The following is a 25,627-nucleotide window of genomic DNA, read 5'->3' as shown; positions in this document are numbered from 1 at the left end:
AACGGTTTCTAAAATGTAATTATTTTCTCTAAAAAATGATTGGCACCTTTGCGATACCAATCATTTCGTTCAGTCATCCAATGGTAATTTTTGAATCTGTTCGTCAGCAATTTGTAAACGTGTCTCGAAATTTTTCTTTAGAAAATAGCGATCATGTGTTACAGCTAAAATCGTTCCAGTAAAACTTGCAAGTAACGCTTCAATCTCTTCACGAACATAAATATCTAAGTGATTCGTTGGCTCATCTAAAATCAAAAAGTTGATTTTTTGTTGTAATAACCGCATTAAATACAGACGCACCTGCTCACCACCAGATAAATCACCAATACGTTTGGTGACATCTTCCCTAAAAAAGCCGTGCTGTGCCAACATCTGTCTGGCTTTTTGTTCCTCACCAATAAACATTTTCGTGTACGATAATATACGCTGATTTGTATCGGGAAAAGTTAGCTGTTGTGGTAAATACCCCAATTTCAAACTAGCGCCATATTTGATTTGTCCTTCATCTACTATTTCTTGATTCATAATTAAACGTAACAACGTCGTTTTACCAGAACCATTTTCACCGACAATAGCGACGCGTTCACCACGATAAATCGCAAAATCACTTTCTGTAAAAAGTAATTTTTCACCCATAATCTTCCCAATTTGCTGCGCGATAATAACTTCTTTTCCAGAACGCGAGGCTTGATCAATGGCTCGCAAACGCTTTTTAGGGACATCAGGCGCTTTAACTAAGATCATTTTTTCTAAACGTCGTTCTAATTCTTTGGCTTTTTTAAAGAATGCTTCGTTATCGCCTTCATTCCCCCATTGACGATACCGATGAATCATCCGTTTGATTCGCTGAATTTCTTTTTGTTGCAACTCGTAATTCTTACTTAATTCAACCATTCGAGCATTTTTCAATTCGATATAACGACTATAATTACCTGGATAATTTATCAGCTGACCGTCTTCAATTTCAATGATCCGCTTAGTAACTGCATCCAAAAATGCTCGGTCATGAGAAATCACGATAAACGAAGATTTCGTGGTCTTCAGATAATTTTCTAACCACTGAATCCCTGCTAAATCCAAATGATTGGTTGGTTCATCTAAAAGTAACACATCATTTTCTTGAATTAAAATCTTAGCTAACTCTACACGAACACGTTCGCCACCACTCAGTTGATGCAACGGTGTCTGGATTTGTTCTGCTAAACCTAAGCCTTTTAGAGTTGTTACAATTCGATCATTTAATTGATAACCGCCTTGTTCTTCAAACTGCTGCTGTAAGCGACCATAATACGCTAAAATACGTTCCAAATCGGCGGTTGTTTCCATCATTTTTGCTTCATAATGGTGAAGTTGTGCTTGTAATTCATGTAATCCAACAAAACTGTGACTAATATACTCAAACGCTGTTCTATCGCTCATCGTTAGCTGTTGCGGAACCCAGCCGATTGACACCCCTTTTTTACGGCTGATTACGCCCTCTTCAATGCCTTCTATTCCTAATAAAAGTTGAAACAAGGTCGTTTTCCCCGTACCATTTTGTCCCACTAAACCAATTTTTTCATTTTCATTAATCTGAAGTGTTAAGTTTTCAAATAGTGGTGTCCCACTAAAATTTTTACTGATCTTATTTGCTTGAATATACATACTCTTGCTCCTTTAAGACCACTCAAAAAGGCCATGGAAAATCCATGACCTGTCGTTATTTTATTCATCCATAATTCGTTGATAATTAGGGTAAACATACTGAATGGTCATTGATTTTTGTTTTATTTTGACTGTTTTTGGACACACTGCTCCCGTAAACGGCCATTGTAAAACCAATCGCGTGACTAAAGCTGATATGATAGCGTTGATAATTTTCAGTCGCTGTTATTTTAGTCAAGCATACCATCGAATACGTTCCCTCCTTTGTTGTTCTTATTTATTATAGCGAATTTATAATTCTAGTGCAAATCGGATTATTTTTTACTTGTTTTTTTCAAATATTAGGAGTACGATAGATACGAATTTAGGGTTACCTAAAAGTTAGCGAGGTTTTGATGATGGAAAATGAACAAACAAAAAAACTCGTCTCCTATGCAAATGGTCCGAGCTTAGAAGAAATTAACGGTACAGTCACGGTCCCTCAATCTGGGAATTTTTGGAAAAATTTAGTTGCCTTCTCAGGTCCTGGCGCGCTCGTTGCAGTAGGATATATGGACCCCGGAAACTGGATTACTTCCATTGGTGGTGGAGCTAAGTATGGCTATTTATTAATGTCGGTCATTCTCGTTTCCAGTTTAATTGCGATGTTATTGCAATATATGGCCGCAAAACTAGGAATCGTCACGCACATGGATTTAGCCCAAGCCACTAGAAAATTCACAGGTAGAAAATTAGGCGTTGTACTTTGGATTGTCACAGAGTTAGCAATTATGGCAACTGATATTGCTGAAGTCATTGGTGGCGCCATTGCTTTAAATTTATTATTTGGCATTCCTTTATTAATGGGCGTTGTATTAACTATCTTTGATGTATTGCTTTTATTAGTTTTAACACGTTTAGGTTTTCGAAAAATTGAAGCAATTGTAATGACCTTAATTCTTGTTATCTTAGTGGTATTTCTATATGAAGTCATCATTGCTCAACCCTACATGCCGGATGTGTTGAAAGGTTTAATTCCCCAAAAACAAGTCTTACATCATGGTGAATTAACCATGGCATTGGGGATTGTTGGTGCCACTGTCATGCCTCATAATTTATATTTAGGCTCTTCCATTTCTCAATCACGTAAATACAACCGTAATGACGAAGAACAGATTGCCAACGCCTTGCGATTTTCAACTTGGGATTCAAATATTCAATTATCCGCAGCTTTTTTTGTCAATTGCTTATTATTAATTCTAGGAAGTGCTCTATTTTTTGGTCATGGCGATGAATTAGGAACCTTTTCTGCTTTATACAATGCCTTGCAAGATTCTTCGATTGCTGGTGCAGTGGCTAGCCCCGTATTAAGTACGCTGTTCGCAGTAGCATTATTGGCTTCTGGACAAAATTCAACGATTACTGGTACACTCACTGGACAAGTCGTGATGGAAGGTTTTATTAACATGAAGATTCCCACTTGGGCTCGCCGAATCATTACTCGTGGTCTTTCAGTAATCCCTGTCTTAGTATGTACGATTTATTTTGGAGCAAATGAACAAGCATTAGATAATTTATTGATTTATTCGCAAGTTTTTTTGAGCTTAGCTTTGCCAATTTCTATGATTCCTTTAGTTTATTTTACAAGTTCTGAAAAAATCATGGGCAAACGTTTCAAAAACAATAAACTGGTTGCTGGATTAGGTTGGGGCTGTACGATTATTTTGACTCTTTTAAACATCGAATTAATTATTGAAACATGCGCTCAGTTTTTCTAAAAAACAAGACAACACCAAATAAGCTAGAATGAATAGTGGATCGTTCTAGCTTATTCGGATAGTTGACTGTTAAAGAGACCTCCCACTTACACTTGTCTCTTTTTAATACTCATATAACTTAATCTCTCCTGAAATATATTCACCCAAATAAATCGCTGAAACTTCTTTGCCTGATAACTCATGGACTTTATTGATTAGCCATGCTTCATCTTTATTGACGATATCCAAGAGGTCTTCATTAATTTGTCCATCCATAATAATTGGATAGCGGATATTTTCATCCCCTTGCTCAATAATCGTTAGTTGACCATTTTGCTCTAAGACAGCACGTTTAACTTTTGATACTTCATAAATACCATTACTACGTAGCTTAAACATTAAATCATTCGCTGAAATGCCATGTTGGAGGCACGTCGCAATATCAACTGTCCCGTTATGAATCAAGGTTGTAGGTTTACCATCAATAATATTTTTCACAAAACGGTTATGCTCTTTTGCAAATTTTACGATTAAAACCAAGGTCGTCCAGACAATTAATACTAAAACGAACTGTAATACACTAATCGCATCATTGTAAATCACTCCGCCAATAATTCCCCCAAGTACGTAATTTTGTACCTGATCCATCGCAGAAGAGGGTGCTAAGTTCCCTTTTCCCATAATATTGATTTGAACAATCAAACATAAAATACCTAACGCTAATTTGATAATAATTGGACTATATAAACTCATCTTCTTCCTCCTAATCTACAATCGTGACATTGGTATTTGCGAGATATGTTGGTTCTAAACGAAATGAATTACGATCATTACTTAGATGTAAAACATAATATTTCTCATCGACTAAAAATAATGTTTCATCGCTAAGCGTTAAATTATTAACATAAATTTTCTCAACAGGTACATTTAATTGCTCCGCCACCGTATGTAAGAAACCTGCCATTTGGGAAGAATTCTCATCTTGCGCTTCTTCTTGTTGATATTCCGTATATTGTGTTCCTAAAACAAACAATAAACTTAAAAATAAAATCAAACTCAAGTCACGATATTTTGTTTGAATTCGTGAACGCAAATAACGAATAAAGACAAATACAAAGAAAATTAAAATACCAAAAATAATAACATATTTAATCACATCATTAATACTCCCCCTGTTTTCAAGATAATTGAGACCATAAAAATTGATTGACATGTTTTTCCCCCCATAATTGTTTTCTTTAGTTTACTTGAATTGGTCTTTTTTCAAAACAAAAAACATCTGAATGAAAATTCATTCAGATGTTTTTTAGATAGTATTCACATTAATAAGATGTCTCTGTGTTTTTAATAGTACGAACACGAATGACATCAGAATTTTGTTCTAAAAGAGAAACAACGTTAGCTAATTTATCTTCGTCAGTTTCATTAATATCTACCAAAGTATAGGCGTAATCGCCACGTCCACGATTAATCATGTTATCGATATTAATTTCTGCCGCAGCAATTGTTGAAGAAATTTGACCTAACATATTTGGAACGTTTCGGTTAATGATTGTAATGCGATAAGGTGAGTAGAACGCCATTTCAACAGTTGGAAAATTCACTGAACGTTTAATCGTTCCAGTTTCTAAGAATTTTTTCAACGTACGGGCTGCCATTTTCGCACAATTAATTTCTGCTTCTTCAGTTGATGCACCTAAATGTGGTAACACTAAGATTTTTTCATTATTTAATAAACGTTCATCTGCAAAATCAGTAGTAAAACCAGCAAGGTATCCATCGTTAACAGCTTTTAAAATTGCTTCAGGATCAACAATTTCACCACGAGAAAAGTTAAATAATTTGGTCGTTGGTTTCATCATTGCTAATTCTTTGTCACTGATTAAATTACGTGTTTGCTCAAGCAATGGTACGTGAACTGTAATAAAATCACATGTTGAAAAAATTTCATTAATTTCAGTTGCACGTTTCACACGACGTGAAATACTCCAAGCTGTATCAACTGAAACGTGTGGGTCATACCCGATTACTTCCATACCTAAACGATAGGCATCATTAGCAACCATCGCCCCAATTGAACCCAAACCAATAACTCCTAATTTTTTACCTTCCAGTTCGTTACCAGCAAATTGTTTTTTATTTGCTTCTACTTGTTCTTCAATGTTTGAACCAGTTAAATCTTGAACCCAAATAGCGCCTTGAATAATTGGACGAACACTTAATAATAAGCTCGCAATCACTAATTCTTTGACAGCATTCGCATTGGCTCCTGGTGTGTTAAACACCACGATTCCTTTTTCAGTACATTCTTCTACAGGAATGTTGTTCGTCCCAGCACCCGCGCGAGCAACGCCTAGAACTGATTCTGGAAATTCGTAGTCATGTAATTTTTGACTACGTAAAATAATACCATCTGGAGTTTCACTTTGATTGACTTGATAATTGTCTTCATCGAAACGACTCATACCTTCTTGAGCAATTGCGTTGAATGTTTTAATCTGAAACATTTATTTCTCTCCATTCTCATCTTCGAATTTTTTCATAAAAGCAACTAGCGCTTCAACGCCTTCTTTTGGAAATGCGTTATATAGACTCGCACGCATACCACCTACCGAGCGGTGACCTTTCAAGTTTTGGAAGCCTTGAGCTAATGCTTCTTGGTTGAATTTTTTATCTAAGTCAGCGTCACCCGTTACAAAAGGAATATTCGTCAATGAGCGATAGTTTTGATCTACGGGGCTGGTAAATAACGTAGATGCTTCAATCGTATCATATAATAATGCCGCTTTTTCTTGATCAAGTTTCAAGATTTCTGATAATCCACCTAACTCTTGAATCCATTCAAAGACTAATTTCGCAATGTAAATGGCATATGTTGGTGGTGTATTATATAACGAATCATTAGCTGCTTGAACAGCAAAATCTAACATTGGTGAAAAGATTGCTTCTTTATTTAATAAATCCTCACGAATAATTACGACGGTTAATCCAGATGGTCCAATATTTTTTTGAGCACCAGCATAAATCAAACCAAAATCTTCTACTTTATAATCATTGGCTAAAATATTTGAAGACATATCCGCCACAATCGGCACATCGCCCACATCGGGAATTGTTTGATACGAAATCCCACCAATGGTTTCATTCGTAGTAATATGAAGATATGCTGCCTCTTGATCCACCATATCTTTAGTGATTTCTGGCACATAAGTAAAATTCTTATCTTCACTTGATGCAATTACTTCTACTTTTACACCATCAATTGCTTTTGCTGCACTAATAGCTTTTTTAGCCCAAGCACCAGTATTTACGTATAAGGCTTTTTTGCCAACAGCTAAATTTAATGGAATCATTGAAAATTGTAAGCTTGCGCCACCTTGTAAGAATAATACTTTATAATTATCAGGGATACCCATAATTTCTCTTAACAGTTTTTCTGCCTCTTTAATGATGTTATCAAACAAGGAGGAACGATGACTCATTTCCATCACGGACATTTCACTACCTTGGTAATTCACAAGTTCAGCTTGTGCTTTTTCTAATACAGGTTTTGGTAATACGGCAGGGCCGGCAGAAAAGTTATAAACAGTCATTCTTTTTTTCTCTCCTTCTAACAATAAGATGTGATTTTTATTATAGCAGATAGCCGTTAAATTAAAAAGATTTAACCAAAATTATTTTCATTTTTTCTGAAAAAGTTCGTATTTTCATTAAATATCCGATTTTTTAACGATAATTTTGTCTAGAACAATCGTTTTTCACAAACATATTTCTAAATACAACCTATTTCCCACTTAAAAATGGTGATAAAATGAGAAAAAGAGAGATTGCTCTCTCTTTCGTTGTGACGAGACAAATCAAGAATCTGAAATTCTTGGATTTCAGCATTGAATTCATATTTAAATAGATAAGAATGGCTACATCTTTTGCGCAACTCTTCACGAAAACTGTCTATTTCGACATAAAAAGCGACTAAAACAGATAGCTGCCTCATTTTTTATGCTACTATTCCAAACAAAGTTTTTGCAAAATATTATAATTCTTCTTGGATCATCGCTTTGAACTGTGCTTCATCAGAAGCTGCTTGTAAACGCGTTAGAAACTCATGGTTTTTAGCTTTTTCAATAATTCGTTGGAGTTGGTCTAGGTGGGTCACTTTATCTCTTACTAACAGGACAAAAATAATGCGTGGTGTTAACAATGTTGTTTTATTGGTTCCCATTTGATAGAACTCTAGCGGCTGTTCATTTAAAATACCTACAATCACGTCTTCTTTGGCATATGTTCCATCACTATGCGGTATTGCTACGGGTGGATCACTTGGTAAACCTGTAGGAAAACGTTCTTCTCGTTCTCTTAACGCCGCTTCGAATTCCATCGTTGCCCAGTCTTTATCTACTAAAAATTTCGTGACTCCTTGAAATAATTCTTCTTTTGTTTGAAAGTTTGTTTGATACATTATCTCTTTTTTCACCATGTTTTTTCTCGCTACACGTTTACGTAATCGTAGCTTCCTCCTTCTTCATCTTTTTAAATGTAAACGCTAACATAAATGTAGCATATTTTTCGTTACTTTGGAATATTAGTTGTAAAAAAAGCACAGATAAGAACTTCTCATCTGTGCAATCTTTTATTTAGCTGCTGCAAACATTTGCTCAATCAATTCTAATACATCACGAACTTCATTGTTTTTAACGATTGGTTCTGCGCCATCACGTACAACAGAATAGAAGTTTGCATAAAATGGTTGATATTCGGCTTTTGCTTCTGGGAAATCGACTTGCTCCGTTGCTTCTTCTGAAGGAGGGGCCATCGTTTTCGTCAAACCTACTCCTGCTTGAATTGGTTTTGGCGCTGAAGCATCCTCATCGTGAGTTGCACGAATAATTTCTCCTGAAAGATCCCAATCATCGATTCGTGCTGTGCCTTCAAATCCTTTAACATACCAACGAGGTAACGTTGTGTAATTACTAGTTCCGACTTCAATTAATGCTTTTACGCCATTTTCAAATGTTAGATAACTAATAAAACCATCGTCCACTTGATCGCCTAAAACATAGCTAAAATCAACGACGAATTTTTTAACAGGACTGTCTACTAACCATAAAATTTGGTCCAATAAATGAACGCCCCAGTCCAATAACATTCCGCCTCCATGCTCAGGTAAATGACGCCAGTCACCTGGAATCCCATTTGCTCCTTGCACACGTGATTCTAATTGAAACACTTCTCCAATTTGTTGGTTTTGATAAAGGTCACGAACCACTAAAAAGTCAGGGTCCCAACGACGATTCTGATGGACCATAAAGGTTTGACCAGTTTCTTTGGCAACTGCTAAAATTTCATCTAGTTCTGCCACATTCATTGCAACTGGTTTTTCACAGATAACTTTTTTCCCTGCTTGTAGACCACGAATCGCCAATTCTTTGTGGCTGTCATTAGGTGTTGCGATTAGAATTGCTTCTACGTTTTCGTCTGTTAGCACGTCTTCAAAGCTAGCGTAAGCAGTTAAGCCTTTTTCAGCTGCGGCTTGACGACGTTCTTCTAACACATCGTATACACCTAATAAATTGATTTTTTCTTTTTCAGTTGGCATTAATGTATGGGCATGGTAAGAACCCATCCCACCATAACCAATAATGACAAAATTAATTGCTGACATTGTCTTTACTCCTTTTACGCCCACCACATATCTGTTGGTTGGTCATTAATCATAATTGTTCGTAAATTCGTAATTGCGCGGTTTAAGCCTTCATCAATTGACATGATTGGATCTTCATGTTCGATACTTAAAACATAGTCATAGCCTTGAATTCGTAAAGCAGAAATAATGTCTGACCAGACTTTTAAGTCATGTCCACAACCAACGGAACGGAAAGTCCATGCACGCGTTTTTACATTTCCATAAGGTTGCATATCTGTTAGTCCATGCATATTGATATTGTCTTGATCTAAATACGTATCTTTCGCATGGAAATGATGAATCGCATGTTCATTCCCTAAAATCTTCACTGCGGCAACAGGATCAATTCCTTGCCACCATAAATGACTTGGGTCTAAGTTACAACCAATTGCTTTACCAGTCGCATCACGTAAACGCAACATGGTATATGGTGTATGTGCTAAGAAACCACCATGTAATTCAATCCCAATCTTCACACCTGCTGCTTCAGCTACAGTGTTGATGTCTTTCCAGTAAGGAATTAATTTTTGTTCCCATTGGTATTCATAACTATCACTGTATTCTGTTGGCCAAGGTAAGACCGGCCAGTTCACTTGAGTGTCTGTAGCATTTCCACCAGCTACACCAGAGAAACCGTTCACCACTGGAACGTTCATTAAATTCGCTAGTTTAATAGTTTTACGTAACAATTCATCGGCTTCTTGCGCTACTTCTTTAATGGGCGAAATAGGATTATGATGCGCACTCAACGCTGAAATCTCTAAGCCTTTATCCGATAATTTATGCAAATATTCTTTTCGTTCATCGCTACTTGCTAATAATTTATCAATATCTAAATGCGCGCTACCTGGAGAACCGCCTGTACCGATTTCCACTGTTTGCAAGCCTTTTTCTGCTACTTTTTCTATCATTTCATCAAAAGTTAAATTGTTAAATAATGGGGTAAATACACCTAATTTCATCTTTATTTCGCTCCTTCTCTTGCTTGATAATGACCATAAGTTGGATAATTATTTTCTGTTGGTGCGCACCAACGAATACCGTTTTTAATCACGCGTTGAACTTTTTCATTGTAATAACTTGGATACGTTTCGTGACCTGGTTGGAAATAGAAGATTTTACCATTTCCTCGGCGATACGTACAACCACTACGGAAAACCTCTCCACCTGGGAACCAGCTTACAAAAACTAACTCATCCGGTGCAGGAATATCAAAGTGTTCGCCATACATTTCTTCTTGCTCTAATTCAATAAATTCTCCGACACCTTCAACAATTGGATGACTCGGATTAACATTCCAAATACGGCAATGTTGCCCATCTTCACGCCATTTCAAATCACAGGAAGTCCCCATTAATTTTTTGAAAATTTTAGAAAAGTGACCAGAATGTAACACGATTAGTCCCATTCCTTCTAAAACACGTTGATGAACACGATTGACGATTTCATCAGACACTTCATCATGTGCCATGTGTCCCCACCAAACAAGGACATCTGTTTCTGACAATACAGCTTCTGTTAACCCATGTTCAGGTTCATCTAAGGTAGCTGTCTGAACAGTAAATTCTTCTTTAATAAACGCTGCTAGTTGTCCATGAATACCTTCTGGGTACATTTCACGGACTTCTGCATCTGTTTTTTCGTGGCGAAATTCATTCCACACAGTTACTTGGGTCATCAATAGACCTCCTCAATAAGTTGTTTTAGTGTTTTCACATTTAGTTGTGCAGCTTCTAGTGGCGAATAATTTTGGAAAGCTTCTTGCTCGACCACTAACCATGGCAATGTCAATTCTTTAGCATAGGCGACATACTCTTTTAATGGGAGTACACCCGCACCCAATTCGGTACTTTCTTCGAGAACTGCCTGTTTATCTTTCATATGAAATAAACCAATGGCTGTTTTATGGGCTTTAATCCATGCAGCAACATCGACGTCAGCATGTGCTAACCAATATAAATCTACTTCTAATTGCAAGTTTTCAATTTTACGAGCTAACAAATCGACAACATCTGTCCCTGCAATTTCTAAAAATTCATGAGCATGATTGTGATAATACACATTCATGCCACGAGCAGTGACTGCTTGAGAAATAGTCTGCATCGTCACAATGAATTCTTTCCATTCTGCTAAAGTTGAAAAACTTGCATAAGGCACAATTACGCGACGATTGCCAATGGCTTGTTCAAAGTCTAAGGTTACTTCCAAATTATCTCGTAATTGTTCATAAGGAACATGAGATCCTGCAATTTCTAATCCCAATTCAGCTACCAATGCATTAATTTCTGTAGCCGTTTTGTCATAATAACCAGCAAATTCGACGCCATCATAACCAAACGCTTTGACTTGTTCTAAAGAACCTACAAAATCATTTGCGCAGTCTTCTTGGATACTCCAAAGCTGTAAAGCAACTTTTGGTTTCATCATTTCCCTCCTAGTCTCTGCTCATTTCTGCTTATAAAAAGACAGGTTGTCCTGTTTCTGCTGACTTGTAAATCGCTTCTAAAATTTCGGTTACGACCAAAGCTTCCTCTGGTTTTACGACAGGTTCTGTATCATTGATAACAGCATCAATCCATGATTGAGCTTCCAATGTTGCAGGGTCTTCCCCAGCACCATCGTAAAAATCAACGCCTCCTGTTTCTAGTTCCACTTTTTTATCAAATAACAAGCCGTGTGCTTCACCGTTGATTGTTAACCCATCATTCATATCCGCACCACCTTTTGTTCCAAATAGCGTCGTTTTTGCTTCTTTAACATCTAAGCTATTTAATGCCCAGCTGGCTTCTAGATAAATGGTAGCACCATTTTCCATCACAACAAAACCAAAGGCGGAATCTTCTACAGTGAATTTTTCAGGATCCCATGGGCCCCAAGCATTAGCAGCATTTTTTGTTTCTGCTAATTTATGATAAGTATTCCCTACCACATATTTTGGTTTGTAATTGTCCATCATCCATAACGTTAAGTCTAACGCATGTGTACCGATATCAATTAACGGTCCGCCACCTTGTGCTTCTTCATCTAAAAATACACCCCAAGTTGGTACGGCACGACGACGAATCGCATGCGCTTTTGCTGAATAAATTTCTCCTAATTCACCTTCTTCACATACTGTGTGTAGATGTTGAGAATCTGTACGGAAACGATTTTGATAACCGATTGTTAATTTTTTACCAGTACGTTTTGAAGCTGCAATCATTTCGCGAGCTTCTTCTGATGTTTTTGCCATTGGTTTTTCGCACATTACATGACTACCAGCTTCCATCGCTGCAATTGATAATTCGGCATGTGATGAGTTTGGTGTTAGCACATGAACGACATCCAACTCGTTATCAGCTAGTAATTCTTTATAGTCTGCATAAACCTTTGCATCTGCGGTACCATATTTTTCTTTGGCTTCTTTGGCACGTGCAACAATAATATCGCAAAATGCCACCATTTCTACTTCTGCTACATTTGCTAATGCAGGCAAATGTTTTCCTTTAGCGATTCCGCCACATCCGATAATTCCAACTTTTACTGTCATTACTTTCCTCCTGAAAACGTTTTTAATTTGATAAATTTATTATAACTGAGAACGATTCCATATTCTTCCCAGATTTCATCCAAAAAATTCCCGAATTTTGCGCTAAAAAATAACTTCTGAAACAAATTACTGTTTCAGAAGTTATTTTTACTTAATCACATGTCCATTTATCATTGTCAAAGTGACACGCCTCAGCATTTGTATTTATTTCCTCTAATGGTGCGCTCTCTTTTTCCATTAACGATACTAATGTTTGGATAATTACCTCTTTTGGTTGGGCGCCGCTAATTAAATATTTTCCATTCACCACTAACGCAGGTACTCCTTGTAGTCCATAAGCAGCTGCTAAAGCTAAATCTTGACGAACAGCTTCTTCTGTTTCTGGATTATTAAATTGTACAAACCATTTTTCAAAATCAATAGAAGTTTCTTTGATTAGTGTTTCAATGACCGCACATTCTTCAATATCTAAGCTTCTAATAAATAATCCCTCTTGTAATTTGTCAAAAACTTCCCAGTAATCCTCTTGATTTCCAATCATACCAGCAGCCTTAGCAGCTAGTAACCCATTTTTAGATGTAGGAAAATCAAATGAGGTTTGCTTCATTCCTTCAATGTTAAAACGATGACGTTCATCATTTTCGTTAGCATGACTCCAGTGAGTCAATACTTCTGATTTGACCGCCTCTCTTGATCCAAACATAGCGATAAAATCTTCTGGTTCCCATCCCAAAGCATATGATTTATGGATAATTGTTAGTTCTGGCAACTCTTTTTTAATACTACGCATCCTATCAGACATAGGAAAACAAAAACTACAAATAACATCATGAAAAAATTCAATTTTCATAGATACACCTCCAACTATTTTTATTCAAAATAGCTTACTTTAAATTAGTAGTCAACTTTACCGCTCATATAGACTAGCTCACACATTATAATTTCCCTAGTATTTCTTTGCGATACCTACTGGGAGTAAATCCCATAATCTTTTTAAATACCCGAGAAAAATAATTATAATCAGAAAAACCCACTGCTTCAGCAATTTCTTTGACTGTCATCTCTTCTTGCAAATAACGTAAAGACTGTATCATTCGGTAGTTATTCAAATAATTAATCGGCGTTTGCTGATACTCCTTCTCAAAATCCCGAATAATTTTGTATTTGGAAATTTGAAAAGTTTCTTCTAAATCATCCAAAGAAAGGCTATCTTTGTAATGTGTCTCTAAATAGTCTTTGATTTGCTCTGTGATAGCAGTTTTTGTTAGTAAAACTTCTTTAATAGTTAAAAATAAATCATACGCACATCGCGAATTTACATATAACGATGGTTCTTCAATTACCAATTTATTAAGTTGTACCAACATTTGTTCGACACGTTCTTTTGAGCAGGTGCCAATTTGTATTGGCAATGATAACCACTGCAAAAATTCTTTAGAAAATTCAATATAAACAAAACTCCATTCCTCTTCACCACGATAATAAGTAAACTGATTCGGCAGTTCTGCTAAAAAGAAAGTCTGTTCATTTAATTCATAAATTTTATTTTTTGTTGCTAAATACCCTGTACCGCTTAATGTATATTGAAAAACGACGAAAGAGTCTTGTCGTTCTTTGGCATCCCAATAATACTCTTTAGGCGAATAGTCTAATCCAAAACCTTTTAAATAAGGTAACTGTTCTGTTGTTGGGAAAAGAAATCGATGGGAGAAAAAGGGACGCAATTTTGTCCTATCTTCCTCAATAATTTCGTCTTGTGTCATATTTTCCCCTCCTCTATGCTTAGTATAACGAATTTCAACTAAAAAGGAGAACCATTATGCCAATAAAATTTGATGAAAAAACACATTACTTTCATCTAAGCAATCAACAAATGAGCTATGTCATTGGAATTGAAAAAGAATGCTATCTTACACATCGTTATTGGGGGAAAGCTTTGCCCTCTTATGCTGGTAGTAATCAATTGCAATTTATTGATCGTGGCTTTGCGACAAATCCGTTTCCAGAAGAACGTACCTTTTCACTAAATACTTTGCCCTTAGAAACAAGTACGCAAGGAAACGGCGATCACCGCATTGCAAATTATCAAATCCGTTCACAAGACGGGCATGATGTTACTGATTTCCGCTATGACTCTTATTCGATTTCAGAAAGTAAATCAGCAATTCCAGGTTTACCAAGCTTACATGCCACTGCTGATGTAACGACACTAGAAATTATTTTAAAAGATGCTGTACAACAACTAGAAATGCGTTTAATTTATACTTTATTTGAAAATTATCCCATCATCACGCGTCGAGCTGTCTACATTAATTTAAGTGAGACGACTGTCGCTTTGGAAAATGCGGGATCAATGTCTATTGATTTAGCTGAAAGTCAGTTTGATTTAATTACTTTGGATGGATCCCATACGAATGAAGCAAATATTACACGCCAACCGATACGTTCAGGCATTCATCGAATCGAAAGCACTCGTGGGACAAGTAGTCCTCAACATCAACCGTTTGTGGCGTTAACTGCTCCTTATACGTCTGAATTTCAAGGAGAAGTTTTTGCTTTTCATTTCGTTTATAGTGGTAATTTCATTGCTCAGGTAGAGCTAGAACAATATGGTACGACTCGTGTCCAGTTAGGCATTCATCCTGACCATTTTGAGTGGCAATTAAAATCAAACGATACTTTTTACACACCAGAAGTTGTCTTAAATTATTCAAATCAAGGCTTAAATGGCATGTCCCAAACTTTTCATCAGTTATATCAAGAGCATTTAGTTCCTACTAATTGGGCGCAGAAAGAACGTCCGATTCTCTTAAACACATGGGAAGCAAATTATTTCGAGTTATCTGAACAAGAATTAATTAATCAAGCACACAAAGCAGCCGAAGTTGGCATTGAATTATTTGTTTTAGATGATGGTTGGTTTGGTGAACGCCATTCTGACGATTCTTCTTTGGGGGATTGGTTTGTCAATCAAAATAAGTTACCTAATGGTATTCATGGATTAGCAAAAGAAGTTCATCGCTTAGACATGCAGTTTGGTCTATGGTTCGAGCCTGAAATGCTTTCCAAACAAAGTCAATTGTTCCAAGAACATCCTGAATGGGCTCTTCAAGTTCCTAACTATCCATTAACAGAAGGACGACAACAATTAGTGCTTGACCTTAGTCGTACGGATGTACAAGATTATTTAATTCTAATCTTAACTAATTATTTACAAACGGGTGACATTGATTATATTAAGTGGGATATGAATCGACATTTAACTGAAGTAGGTAGTTCATTTTTTGCAACTAATCAACAAAAAGAAATTGGGCATCGCTATGTACTTGGGTTGTATCGCATATTAGACGTCTTAATCAAAAAGTTTCCCGATTGTTTATTTGAAAATTGTTCAAGTGGTGGTGGACGTTTTGATCCTGGTATGATGTATTATATGCCTCAAACTTGGACCAGTGATAATTCTGACGCGCTTTGTCGCAGCGTCATTCAATATGGTTATAGCTACTTATATCCACCAATTATGATGGGTGCGCATGTGTCAACTACTCCCAATCATCAAGTCGGAAGAAACACACCACTGGAAACACGTGGCTGGTTAGCAATGAGTGGCAATTTAGGGTATGAGTTGGATTTACAGTCATTGTCCAAAGAAGATATTCAAGAAGTCCAACAACAGATTGCTTTTTATCAAGCCCATCGACACTTATTCCAATTTGGTAAGTTTTATCGCTTGCAAGCACCAGATACCTATTTTGCTAGTGGTTGGTTGTTTATGAATGACGAAGAAGCCATTGCTATTTATTTTAATGGTCTATCTAGACCGGCGTTACCAACTAACTATTTAAAAATGCACTATCTTGAGGCAGAGGCAATTTACGAAGATATTCACACGAACCAGCAATACAGCGGAGCAGAATTAAATCAAGCTGGTGTGTTGATTCCTCGTGTCAAAGAAGATTTTCATACACATGTGTTTCATTGGAAAAAAATATAATAATAGTAAACTAGTTTATCAATAAGTCTGATGAACTAGTTTTTCTTATTCCATTCTAAACGTTATGAATTTCAGTCTGACTGTTAGAAAAAGCGACTTGAAAGAATACATTCTTTCAAGTCGCTTTCTATTATTTAACTTCCAAAATTTCTTCGCCTGCATCTACGCCTGTTTTTGCTAAAGGAGCGATGTCAGAATAATTTGCTGTATTAGTCACAATGACCATTACTGTATCATCATAACCCGCTTTTTGAATAGCTTCACGATCAAACGTACCTAGCAAATCACCTTTTTTGACTTTATCGCCACTTTGTTTGGCTGTTGTGAAATGCTCACCTGCTAAATTGACAGTGTCAATTCCAATGTGAATTAAAATTTCAGCGCCATTATCTGATTCAATACCATATGCATGTTTTGTCTCATAAACTACTGTCAAGATACCATCAACTGGTGCGAAAACTTCGCCACTCACAGGTTTTACTGCAATTCCTTTGCCCATCATTTCGCTTGAAAAAACAGGATCATTAACTGTCGATAATGCGACTACTTGACCTTTCACTGGAGAGCTTACTTTTTCTGCTTTGACAGTCATTTCTGATGTTACTGGAGCTTCTGGTGTCACTACTGTTGTTCCTTCAGTTACTACTGCTACTTCTGATTCAGACATTTTCTTTTTACCGTAAACAAATGTTAAGACAAATGCTAAAACAAAACTAATCACGGCACAAATCAAGAAACTTGGTACAGATTTAGCTGCGATTGAGATGAATCCAATAATACCAGCAGGTCCCATTGATACCGATAATACATGGAACAAACCAATGAACACACTTGCAATTCCTGAAGCAATCATCGCACAAACAAATGGATATTTTAACTTCAAGTTAACCCCAAAAATTGCCGGTTCAGTAATTCCTAACATTGCTGAGATTCCCGCAGAAGATGCTAAACTTTTTGTTTTTCATTCTTTGTAATAAAGAATATCGCAAATGTTGCGGCACCTTGTGCGATATTTGCCATTGCTGCAATTGGGAAGATAAACGATCCACCTGTTTTAGCAACGTCTGCTAACAATGTTGTCTCAATCGCTGGGAAACTTTGGTGTAAACCAGTAATAACAATTGAAGAATAGAAGGTACCAAACAATCCTAAACCAACTGCACCAGTTGTACTATATAACCAAACCAATGCATCTGTTAAACCATCAGAAACGGTCCGCATTACAGGTCCAACAATGGTAAAAGTTAAAAATCCAGTAATAATTACTGCTAGCATTGGCGTAAAGGTAAAGTCAAATACTTTAGGAATTCTTTTATGGAAGAAGTTTTCCAAATTAGCCAAAATGTAAGAAACTGCTAGAACTGGTAAAACAGAACCTTGATAACCAGCTTGTGCAACTTGTAAACCGAAGATATTCCAATAAGGCATGGTTCCTTCAGCAATTGCATTTGCTACGCCATAACCGTTTACCAAATCTGGCATAACCATAGCCATAGCCATGGCTGCTCCTAAATATCCATTACCACCAAAACGTTGTGTTGCTGAAAATCCTACTAATATTGGTAAGAAAGCAAATGGTGCCGACGCTAATAAATTAATAATACTTGCAAAATCGTTAAATGCCGGAAACATTTCTACAACTGATTGGGGTCCAAATAAACCTTGTGACGTTAATACATTGTTAATCGCCATTAACAAACCACCAGCAACTAAGGCTGGAATTAATGGGACAAAAATATCTGATAATACTTTAGCCATCGCCATGATCGGATTCGGTTTTTTCCCACTGCTAGCGATTTCTTTCAAATCATCCGTTGATGCTTCTTTGACACCAGTAGCTTGGACGATTTCTGCATACACTTTATTTACATCACCAGGTCCAATAATGATTTGATACTGTCCATTTGTTTCAAACGTTCCTTTCACATCATCGTTGTTATCCAGTGCATTTTGATCGATTTTACTTGAATCTCTCAAAACTAAACGCAGGCGCGTTGCACAATGGGCCGCTGCAACCAGATTATCTTCTCCGACTGCTTCAATCACTTCTAACGCAACTTTTTTGTGATCCATTTTATTTCCTCCTCGAATGTAATCGCTTTTTCTGATTTTTATTATAACGCATTAACCAGAATTGTCAAACGTTTATCAAAATAAATTTTATATTTTTTTTAGAAAACGCAATCTTTATTGATTTATAAATGTTAATTGAATTGTCATCCGTTTGACAAAATGAACAAAAAAAGCTATCTTTAAAGCAAGAATAATTAAAAGGAGCTTATTGATAATGAATGAATGGACAACTGAAATGAGGTATCGCCCATATGGACAATGGGATAAAGATTATTCACAAAAATTAATTACAGCTAAAAAAAATTCTCTCTGGCATATGAACTATCACATCCAACCAAACTCTGGATTATTAAATGATCCAAATGGTTTTTCTTATTTTAATGGTCGTTGGCATTTGTTTTACCAGCTATATCCATTCGGTCCAGTTCATGGGTTAAAGTCTTGGTATCACCTTTCTTCCACTAATTTAGTAGATTGGAAAGATGAAGGATATGGTTTACTTCCAGATAATCCGTATGACAGTCATGGCGTTTATTCAGGAACAGCTTTACCTGTTGGCGATCAATTACTACTAGCCTACACTGGAAATGTTCGTGGAGAAAATTGGGAACGCGCTTCTTATCAAATGGGTGCTTGGATGGACAAAAATAATCAAGTGACAAAGATTGAACAACCTTTCATTCCAGCTCCGCCTAAAGGCTACACGACTCATTTTCGTGACCCACAAGTCATTCCCTATGAAAAAGGCTATTTATTAGTGATTGGTGCACAAAATGATCAAGAAGAAGGGAAAGTATTGGTCTACCAAAGTGCTGATTTAACAGATTGGTGCTTATTAGGAGAACTAGACTTTACCAAAGAATCAATGGGTTTTATGGTTGAATGTCCCAACTTAGTTTTTATTGACGAACGACCTGTGTTACTGTTTTGTCCTCAAGGAATGGCGCAATCTGTGACACCTTATGATAATATTTATCCAAATATGGTAGTCATTGGCGATGCTTTTGATAGTGACGATGTAAAACTCATCAATCCACAACCGTTACAAAACTTAGATTATGGATTTGATATCTATGCTACTCAAGCGTTTAACGCTCCTGATGGACGTGTATTAAGTGTTGGTTGGGCCGGTTTACCCGAATTAGAGTATCCAACAGATGAAGAAGGCTGGGCACATTGCTTAAGTCTCGTACGTGAATTAACAATTAAAGACAATCATTTGTATCAATTACCTGTAGCAGAACACAAAGAGTTACGCCAAAAGCAAACAGCCTTAAAAGGCACAATCGGTCTCCAACAAGCACTTGTTGAAAATACAACTAATTGCTATGAATTAGAAATAACTTTACCAGCAAATAGTGAAGGGGTTCTTTCTTTCTTTGCAGATGAACAAAATAACTACCAGTTAGCGCTTCATTTTGACACAAAAAATGGTAAGATAACCTTAGACCGTTCCCAAATGAGCTTACCTTTAAACGAAAAATTTGGTACAACACGCACAGTTGAACTTACTCAAAGCCGTGCATTGAAATTACAAGTATTTGCCGATCAATCTATTTGCGAAATTTTCGTTAATGATGGTGAATATGCCTTAACCTCACGTGTTTTCCCACAAACAGGCGAAACACAGCTCTTTATCGAAGGCACTCAAGGTGAATATACTGGTAATTACTGGGAGTTACGGTCATCATCACAAAATTAAGGAGTCCAAACGATGGCAATTAAACTCACAGATGTTGCAAAAAAAGCAGGTGTTTCACCAACAACTGTTTCACGTGTGATTAATAACTACGGTTCATTAAGCCAAAAAACTATTGATAAAGTCCATGCGGCAATGAAAGAGTTAAATTATCAACCAAATTCATTAGCACGTTCACTTCAAGGGAAAAATACCCAACTAATTGGATTAATCTTTCCAACCGTTGCAAACCCCTTTTTGGTGAATTAGTTGAAAAGCTTGAAACTAAATTTTTTGAGCGCGGCTACAAATCCATTTTATGTGACAGTGCCAATAATAAAGAAAAAGAACAAGCCTATTTAAATATGCTTGCAGCGAATAAAGTCGATGGAATTATCGCTGGGGCTCATAATCTAGGTATCAAAGAATATGAACAAGTCGATTTGCCGATTGTTTCTTTTGACCGAGCCTTAGCAGACAGCATTCCCATTGTGGGTGGCGATAATTATCAAGGCGGTTATTTGGCAACAGAATACCTATTTTCACAAGGAGCTAAAAAAATTGGGATTATTACTGGTAGCAACGCGTCTGATTCCCCCACAAATAATCGACTCCATGGCTATCGTGATTTTCTCAAAACAAAAAATTTAACCGAGCATGTCTATCGTTTTGAATCATTTGAACACTCTCTCGCCTTAAAAACGATGCGCCTTAAACGAATCTTGGAAGAAGAAGATGTTGATAGCTTATTTTGTACAGATGATTTAACGGCAATTCTTGTTTATAATCTGTGTCAAGAAATGCAACGAGATATTCCAAAAGAATTAAAATTAATTGGTTATGATGGTACCCGCTTTATACAGAATTACTTTCCCCAATTAACGACTATTGGACAACCCATTGATGAATTAGCTGAATTACTTGTGGAATTATTGATTCAACGCATCACCTATCCAGATAAACAACTCGAATCTGCCTATAAATTACCGGTTAAAGTCTTACCCAGTCAAACAACATAAAAAAGGATGAGCGAAGTGTACACTTTGCTCATCCTTTTTGTATTTCCAAAATTAATACACCGCCTTGTGCAGTCTGATCTTTTTCAATCATCCATTGTGTCTTGTTTAGCTCATGGATACTAAATTCCTGTTGTTGATTTATTGTTTTATTTCCAAAAAGAACGGTTACTTGATTCTTATTCGTAGAAAGAACTTGACTAAAATCAAAGGTAATAGTAACTGCTCGGTCGATATTTGGATTAGCCGCTACTACAATTATCCGTTGCTCGTCTTGATAATAATAGGGCGTTGGTAAAATCTCTTCGCTAGAATAATCAATCGTTGCATACGGCATTATCGCTTCTTTCATCCTATAACCATGTATTAAATGAGAATATTTATGTCGAATAGCAATGAGTCGTTTTACATCCTGAAACATCGCATTTTTTAAGGAATCATTTAGTTGTTCCCAATCCAACCAATTTCCATATAACCAGCGAGCACCTGTAGTTACACCATCACCAAATAAATTGGGCGACAAATTTGGCAATGGTCGATAGTCTGCATTGAATTCTTCTCCCGCCATGAAAACGGGCACTCCAGGTGAAAGTAATCCCACATATCCCATCAAATAGCGACTACCTTGGGCACAATAAGGATTTTCATTACTAGGAAAACCAATCCAGCCACCGTCATGACAACTGATTTGTGTCGATAAAAGTTGTCCGTCTTGAATTCTTATTGGAAACTCTAGCTGTAATTCATTTTTATCTTTTTTTACTGTGATTCGGAAATCCACTTCAATAATTCCCTCTAATTCTATATTGCTGTTCCACAATTGACCAATAGTATCCTTTAGTTGAATATTTTCAATTTTCTTTTCTTCAAAATAGTTTTTTATTGTTAGTTTGCCAATTTGATTTTCATACATAACGTCTCCGATAACACACGTCTGCCTTTCATATCCTTCCCAAAATATTTCGGGAACACGTTCTTTTTCATACCAATGATTCTCTTGACTATCTTGAACCGTTCCATCTTTATAAAAAATTTTTAGCGTATAATTCTCTCCTAAACGTTGTTGTCTATCCTTAAAATAACCAATTGGATCATGAAGAATTCTAGAGGACTTATTTAACCCATAATTATGAGAAATAGCTTCACCGTGTTGCAACATGTCTACAACTCCTCGAATTGCAGGACCATTTTCTGCAATAATCGCAATGTCCTTACCAATCGCTTTAGACTTATGACGAATTTTTGCCCATAAATCATTGCGGTAATGGGCAACATCTAAACGAAAACCATCTACATCAAAATCTCTCACATAGCGAAACCAGGTTTCAATCCACCATTCATCTAAATCAGGATGATCTCCATACCAGTCATAATCAAACATTCCCCAAGATTCAGCATTAAACCAATTTGGGTGTTCCATTACAAGTGGACTTGTTTTCATTACACCATGTGTGATAACGTCTAGAAAAACTTTGATTCCTGCTTCGTGCGCTGTTTCAATGAATGTTCTGAATTCAACTTCACTTCCTAAACTTTCATCTAATCGATCAGGTCGAATACAAGCATATTCCGTCCATATATTAAAAAAGTGTTTCTCATCACACCACTGATGTCCAGACAACCAAATAGCATTAATACCTAACTCTTTTAAATATGATATTTTCTTTGTTAAAGAAGCAAATGTTCCTGATTGTGGTCCATTAGGCGACGTAAAATTTTTAGTAGCAATTTCATAAATAACTAAATGCTTCAAATAATCCGGGGTATCTACTATAGTCATTGAAAAAACTCCTTCTCGTAATAAATAATCTAATTTGTTTGTTTTACAACTTTATCAAAAATAGCCAATAATAAATAGGTTCTTAAAAGATGAATAAAACTAATACCAAGAAAGCAACTCATATACATTCCAAAAACAAACGCATACGGAGACAACACCATCACAAAAATTGGTGCCAGCCAAACGCCTATTAAAAATAAACTACTAATTGGATAACGCAACAGTAATTTCAACAAATTACGTAGCATTTGCTTCAATGAATCATCGAAACGAGAAAGATAAAAAAAAGCATATTGAGAAATATTCATTACTAACAAGGTTACCAAGCCTAGACCGACTATAAGCCAACTATGCAATTGCTGAAAATGAATGACGTAATTCCAATTGATAATTAAAATGCTACTAATGATTAATAATATTCCCCACACTATCGTACTTTGTTTAAAATTCTTTTTAAAAGACGAGATAAACGTAGTTGTAAGATGTGTTTCATTTTTGGTAATCATTCGTGTAGTTACTGTAAAACCTGCTGTTTGCGCAGCACCAATGGTAACGAGTGGCAAACTAAAAATCAGAATCAAAAAGTTTAGTAGTAATAAATGCCAAATTTTCATCATCACTCGATAAAATAACCCATCTATTCGAAATATATTTTCTATCATCTCTCTACTCCTTCACTGCTCCAACAACAATTCCTTGCACAAAATATTTTTGTAAAAACGGATAAATAACTAACAAGGGCACAATTGCTACCACTATTTTAGCTGCATTTAAGTTACGATCAGAAACAGCTAACAAGCTTTGTAGTTGTTCTGTAGATAATCCAGCTGCATTTTGAAGTGTTTCTGCAATGTTGACTGATAACGATTGAATATAGGTCATAAGAGGATAGTTTTCAATCTTTGTCATATAAATTAATCCACCAAAGAAATCATTCCAACTACCTACAATACTAAACAAGGAAACTGTCGCTAATGAAGGCAAGGAAATGGGAATATAAATCTTTAATAAAACATCCCAAGCATTGGCGCCATCTAACAAAGCTGATTCTTCCAATGATTTAGGCACACCACGGAAAAAATTCATGACTAAAATCATACTCCCTATTGGAACTGCACCTGGTAAAATCAAAGACCAAACACTGTTAATTAAGCCTAGATTACGTACAATTAAATAGGTCGGAATCATTCCACCATTAAATAACATCGCAAAAATAATCAGACTCATAAAAAATTTTCTAGAATAAAATACTTTTGCTGATTTAGATAATGGATAAGCCAATGTAACAATTAAAATGATATTCAGTACCAACGTAACCAGTACACGAAACACAGAAATCCCAAAAGAACGCCAAAATTGGGTATCATTCACAATTCTTTCATAGGCTGCCCATGTCAATTCTACCGGCCATAATCCGACACGATTTCCTGCTACTGCTTGTGAGCTACTCAACGACAACGCTAAAACATTTAATAACGGAATCAAGCAAGATAATGTTAATAAAATGACAATAGTGTAAATAATCAATTGGCGTACACCAAATTTTTCCTTCATAAAACACCCTCCTTTAATTAGAACATCACACGATTAGTCGCTTTTTCTGCAATCTTATTAGAAGTTAAAATTAATACTAACCCAATAATTGAACGAATTAATCCGACTGCGGCTCCTAAACTATAGTCTCTACCAATTAGACCGATTCGATAGATATACGTATCTAAAACATCACCACTTGCATAAACTGGAGGGGAGTATAGATTGTATACTTGATCAAATCCTGCACTTAAAATATTTGGCAAAGCTAAAATTGTCATTAAAATGATAAAGGGCATCATTCCTGGTAATGTGACGTGACGCACTTTTTGACCCCAATTTGCCCCATCCATTGTAGCTGCTTCATATAAACCTGGATCAATCGACGTAATCGCTGCTAAGAAGATAATTGAATTATAGCCAAATCCTTTCCAAACATCCGTCCAAATTAACAAATGCGGAAACACTTTGTTGCTTCCTAAAAAATTTATAGAATCCAACCCTAAATTGGTTAAAATTTGATTGACAGTGCCATCCAAATTAAATAAATTCACTACGACAGATGCCAAAATAACCCAAGATAGAAAATGTGGGAGATAGACAATCGTTTGCATAGATTTTTTCATCCACTTCACACGAATTTCATTTAATAAAATAGCAAATACGATTGGAATAATCGTATTAAAAATAATTTTTCCTACTGCAATAAAAACTGTATTATAGGTAACTTGCCAAATATCAGGAAGATTGAGTATGTATTTAAAATTATCAAACCACACAAATTCAGAATTTAAAAAACCTCGTGCAGGCACAAAATCTTGAAAGGCCATAACCAACCCAAACATTGGTGCATATGAAAAAACAGCTAAAAAAATCAATCCAGGAGTAATCATTGCTAAAAATAGCCATTGGTCTTTCGCAAACCAAGTTTTATTTTCTTTTTTTCTCTTCATAGTTTTCT

20 protein-coding genes and 3 pseudogenes are annotated in these 25,627 nt (G+C 36.1%); 4 read left to right on the top strand and 19 right to left on the bottom strand.

Features of this window, described 5'->3' with window-relative positions:
- Nucleotides 1–69 precede the first annotated feature (69 nt).
- Nucleotides 70–1,644, bottom strand: a complete 1,575-nt coding sequence (gene abc-f / locus DOK78_RS04950) for a ribosomal protection-like ABC-F family protein (protein WP_207942381.1) — start codon at nucleotides 1,642–1,644, stop codon at nucleotides 70–72.
- Between the two features lie 60 nt (nucleotides 1,645–1,704).
- Nucleotides 1,705–1,891: pseudogene (locus DOK78_RS04945) on the bottom strand (hypothetical protein).
- 151 nt (nucleotides 1,892–2,042) lie between these two features.
- Between DOK78_RS04945 and DOK78_RS04940 the strand changes: the two are divergent.
- Nucleotides 2,043–3,401, top strand: a complete 1,359-nt coding sequence (locus DOK78_RS04940) for an Nramp family divalent metal transporter (RefSeq protein WP_207942383.1) — start codon at nucleotides 2,043–2,045, stop codon at nucleotides 3,399–3,401.
- A gap of 102 nt (nucleotides 3,402–3,503) precedes the next feature.
- Here the strand turns inward: DOK78_RS04940 and DOK78_RS04935 are convergent, their stop codons facing one another.
- The 12 genes from DOK78_RS04935 to DOK78_RS04880 all read right to left on the bottom strand — a co-directional run bounded on the left by DOK78_RS04935 (nucleotide 3,504) and on the right by DOK78_RS04880 (nucleotide 14,355).
- Nucleotides 3,504–4,133, bottom strand: coding sequence for a DUF421 domain-containing protein (locus DOK78_RS04935; protein WP_207942384.1), 630 nt, complete (start codon nucleotides 4,131–4,133; stop codon nucleotides 3,504–3,506).
- A 10-nt stretch (nucleotides 4,134–4,143) separates the two neighbouring features.
- Nucleotides 4,144–4,593 carry a DUF3290 domain-containing protein gene (locus DOK78_RS04930; RefSeq protein ID WP_207942385.1) on the bottom strand — a complete coding sequence of 150 codons (450 nt, stop codon included), beginning with the start codon at nucleotides 4,591–4,593 and terminating at the stop codon, nucleotides 4,144–4,146.
- A gap of 109 nt (nucleotides 4,594–4,702) precedes the next feature.
- Nucleotides 4,703–5,887 (bottom strand): phosphoglycerate dehydrogenase, encoded by a 1,185-nt coding sequence (locus tag DOK78_RS04925; RefSeq protein ID WP_207942386.1) that lies wholly within the window; start codon nucleotides 5,885–5,887, stop codon nucleotides 4,703–4,705.
- Nucleotides 5,888–6,973: a 3-phosphoserine/phosphohydroxythreonine transaminase gene (gene serC / locus DOK78_RS04920; protein ID WP_207942387.1), complete on the bottom strand. Its 1,086-nt coding sequence runs from the start codon at nucleotides 6,971–6,973 to the stop codon at nucleotides 5,888–5,890.
- Nucleotides 6,974–7,413: 440 nt separating this feature from the next.
- Nucleotides 7,414–7,839 (bottom strand): PTS sugar transporter subunit IIA, encoded by a 426-nt coding sequence (locus tag DOK78_RS04915; protein ID WP_243430737.1) that lies wholly within the window; start codon nucleotides 7,837–7,839, stop codon nucleotides 7,414–7,416.
- A gap of 171 nt (nucleotides 7,840–8,010) precedes the next feature.
- Complete coding sequence (locus DOK78_RS04910) at nucleotides 8,011–9,042, bottom strand: Gfo/Idh/MocA family protein (protein WP_207942389.1); 1,032 nt, start codon at nucleotides 9,040–9,042, stop codon at nucleotides 8,011–8,013.
- 14 nt (nucleotides 9,043–9,056) lie between these two features.
- Nucleotides 9,057–10,025, bottom strand: a complete 969-nt coding sequence (locus DOK78_RS04905) for a sugar phosphate isomerase/epimerase family protein (RefSeq protein ID WP_207942390.1) — start codon at nucleotides 10,023–10,025, stop codon at nucleotides 9,057–9,059.
- Between the two features lie 2 nt (nucleotides 10,026–10,027).
- Entirely contained in the window at nucleotides 10,028–10,741 is a 714-nt protein-coding gene (locus tag DOK78_RS04900; RefSeq protein WP_207942391.1) for a ThuA domain-containing protein, read from the bottom strand.
- Entirely contained in the window at nucleotides 10,741–11,487 is a 747-nt protein-coding gene (locus tag DOK78_RS04895) for a sugar phosphate isomerase/epimerase family protein (RefSeq protein ID WP_243430739.1), read from the bottom strand. The genes DOK78_RS04900 and DOK78_RS04895 overlap by 1 nt, the downstream gene beginning before the upstream one ends.
- Nucleotides 11,488–11,518: 31 nt before the next feature.
- On the bottom strand, nucleotides 11,519–12,592 hold the full coding sequence (locus DOK78_RS04890) for a Gfo/Idh/MocA family protein (RefSeq protein WP_207942393.1): 1,074 nt from the start codon (nucleotides 12,590–12,592) through the stop codon (nucleotides 11,519–11,521).
- A gap of 151 nt (nucleotides 12,593–12,743) precedes the next feature.
- On the bottom strand, nucleotides 12,744–13,442 hold the full coding sequence (locus tag DOK78_RS04885) for a DsbA family oxidoreductase (RefSeq protein ID WP_207942394.1): 699 nt from the start codon (nucleotides 13,440–13,442) through the stop codon (nucleotides 12,744–12,746).
- 85 nt (nucleotides 13,443–13,527) lie between these two features.
- Nucleotides 13,528–14,355, bottom strand: coding sequence for an AraC family transcriptional regulator (locus DOK78_RS04880; protein ID WP_207942395.1), 828 nt, complete (start codon nucleotides 14,353–14,355; stop codon nucleotides 13,528–13,530).
- Between the two features lie 56 nt (nucleotides 14,356–14,411).
- Here DOK78_RS04880 and DOK78_RS04875 point away from each other — a divergent pair, with 56 nt between their 5' ends.
- Entirely contained in the window at nucleotides 14,412–16,586 is a 2,175-nt protein-coding gene (locus tag DOK78_RS04875) for an alpha-galactosidase (RefSeq protein ID WP_207942396.1), read from the top strand.
- Nucleotides 16,587–16,716: 130 nt separating this feature from the next.
- On the opposite strand, the pseudogene DOK78_RS04870 reads toward DOK78_RS04875, so the two are convergent.
- Nucleotides 16,717–18,659, bottom strand: a pseudogene (locus DOK78_RS04870) (sucrose-specific PTS transporter subunit IIBC).
- Between the two features lie 214 nt (nucleotides 18,660–18,873).
- Between DOK78_RS04870 and DOK78_RS04865 the strand changes: the two are divergent.
- Nucleotides 18,874–20,361 (top strand): sucrose-6-phosphate hydrolase, encoded by a 1,488-nt coding sequence (locus DOK78_RS04865; protein ID WP_207942398.1) that lies wholly within the window; start codon nucleotides 18,874–18,876, stop codon nucleotides 20,359–20,361.
- Between the two features lie 12 nt (nucleotides 20,362–20,373).
- Nucleotides 20,374–21,356 (top strand): annotated as a pseudogene (locus DOK78_RS04860) (LacI family DNA-binding transcriptional regulator).
- Nucleotides 21,357–21,384: 28 nt separating this feature from the next.
- On the opposite strand, the gene DOK78_RS04855 reads toward DOK78_RS04860, so the two are convergent.
- The 4 genes from DOK78_RS04855 to DOK78_RS04840 are packed head-to-tail and all read right to left on the bottom strand — an operon-like array spanning nucleotide 21,385 to nucleotide 25,619.
- Entirely contained in the window at nucleotides 21,385–23,133 is a 1,749-nt protein-coding gene (locus DOK78_RS04855) for an alpha-amylase family glycosyl hydrolase (protein WP_207942400.1), read from the bottom strand.
- 29 nt (nucleotides 23,134–23,162) lie between these two features.
- Complete coding sequence (locus DOK78_RS04850) at nucleotides 23,163–23,795, bottom strand: YesL family protein (protein ID WP_243430741.1); 633 nt, start codon at nucleotides 23,793–23,795, stop codon at nucleotides 23,163–23,165.
- Between the two features lie 4 nt (nucleotides 23,796–23,799).
- Nucleotides 23,800–24,687 (bottom strand): carbohydrate ABC transporter permease, encoded by an 888-nt coding sequence (locus DOK78_RS04845; protein ID WP_207942401.1) that lies wholly within the window; start codon nucleotides 24,685–24,687, stop codon nucleotides 23,800–23,802.
- A gap of 17 nt (nucleotides 24,688–24,704) precedes the next feature.
- Nucleotides 24,705–25,619, bottom strand: coding sequence for an ABC transporter permease (locus tag DOK78_RS04840; protein ID WP_207942402.1), 915 nt, complete (start codon nucleotides 25,617–25,619; stop codon nucleotides 24,705–24,707).
- Nucleotides 25,620–25,627 lie beyond the last annotated feature (8 nt).

This window comes from Enterococcus sp. DIV2402 (assembly GCF_017426705.2).
Taxonomy (GTDB): Bacteria; Bacillota; Bacilli; order Lactobacillales; family Enterococcaceae; genus Enterococcus_F; species Enterococcus_F lowellii.
Note: the sequence above shows the minus strand (reverse complement) of the source record. Positions and strands in the feature narration are given on the sequence as shown.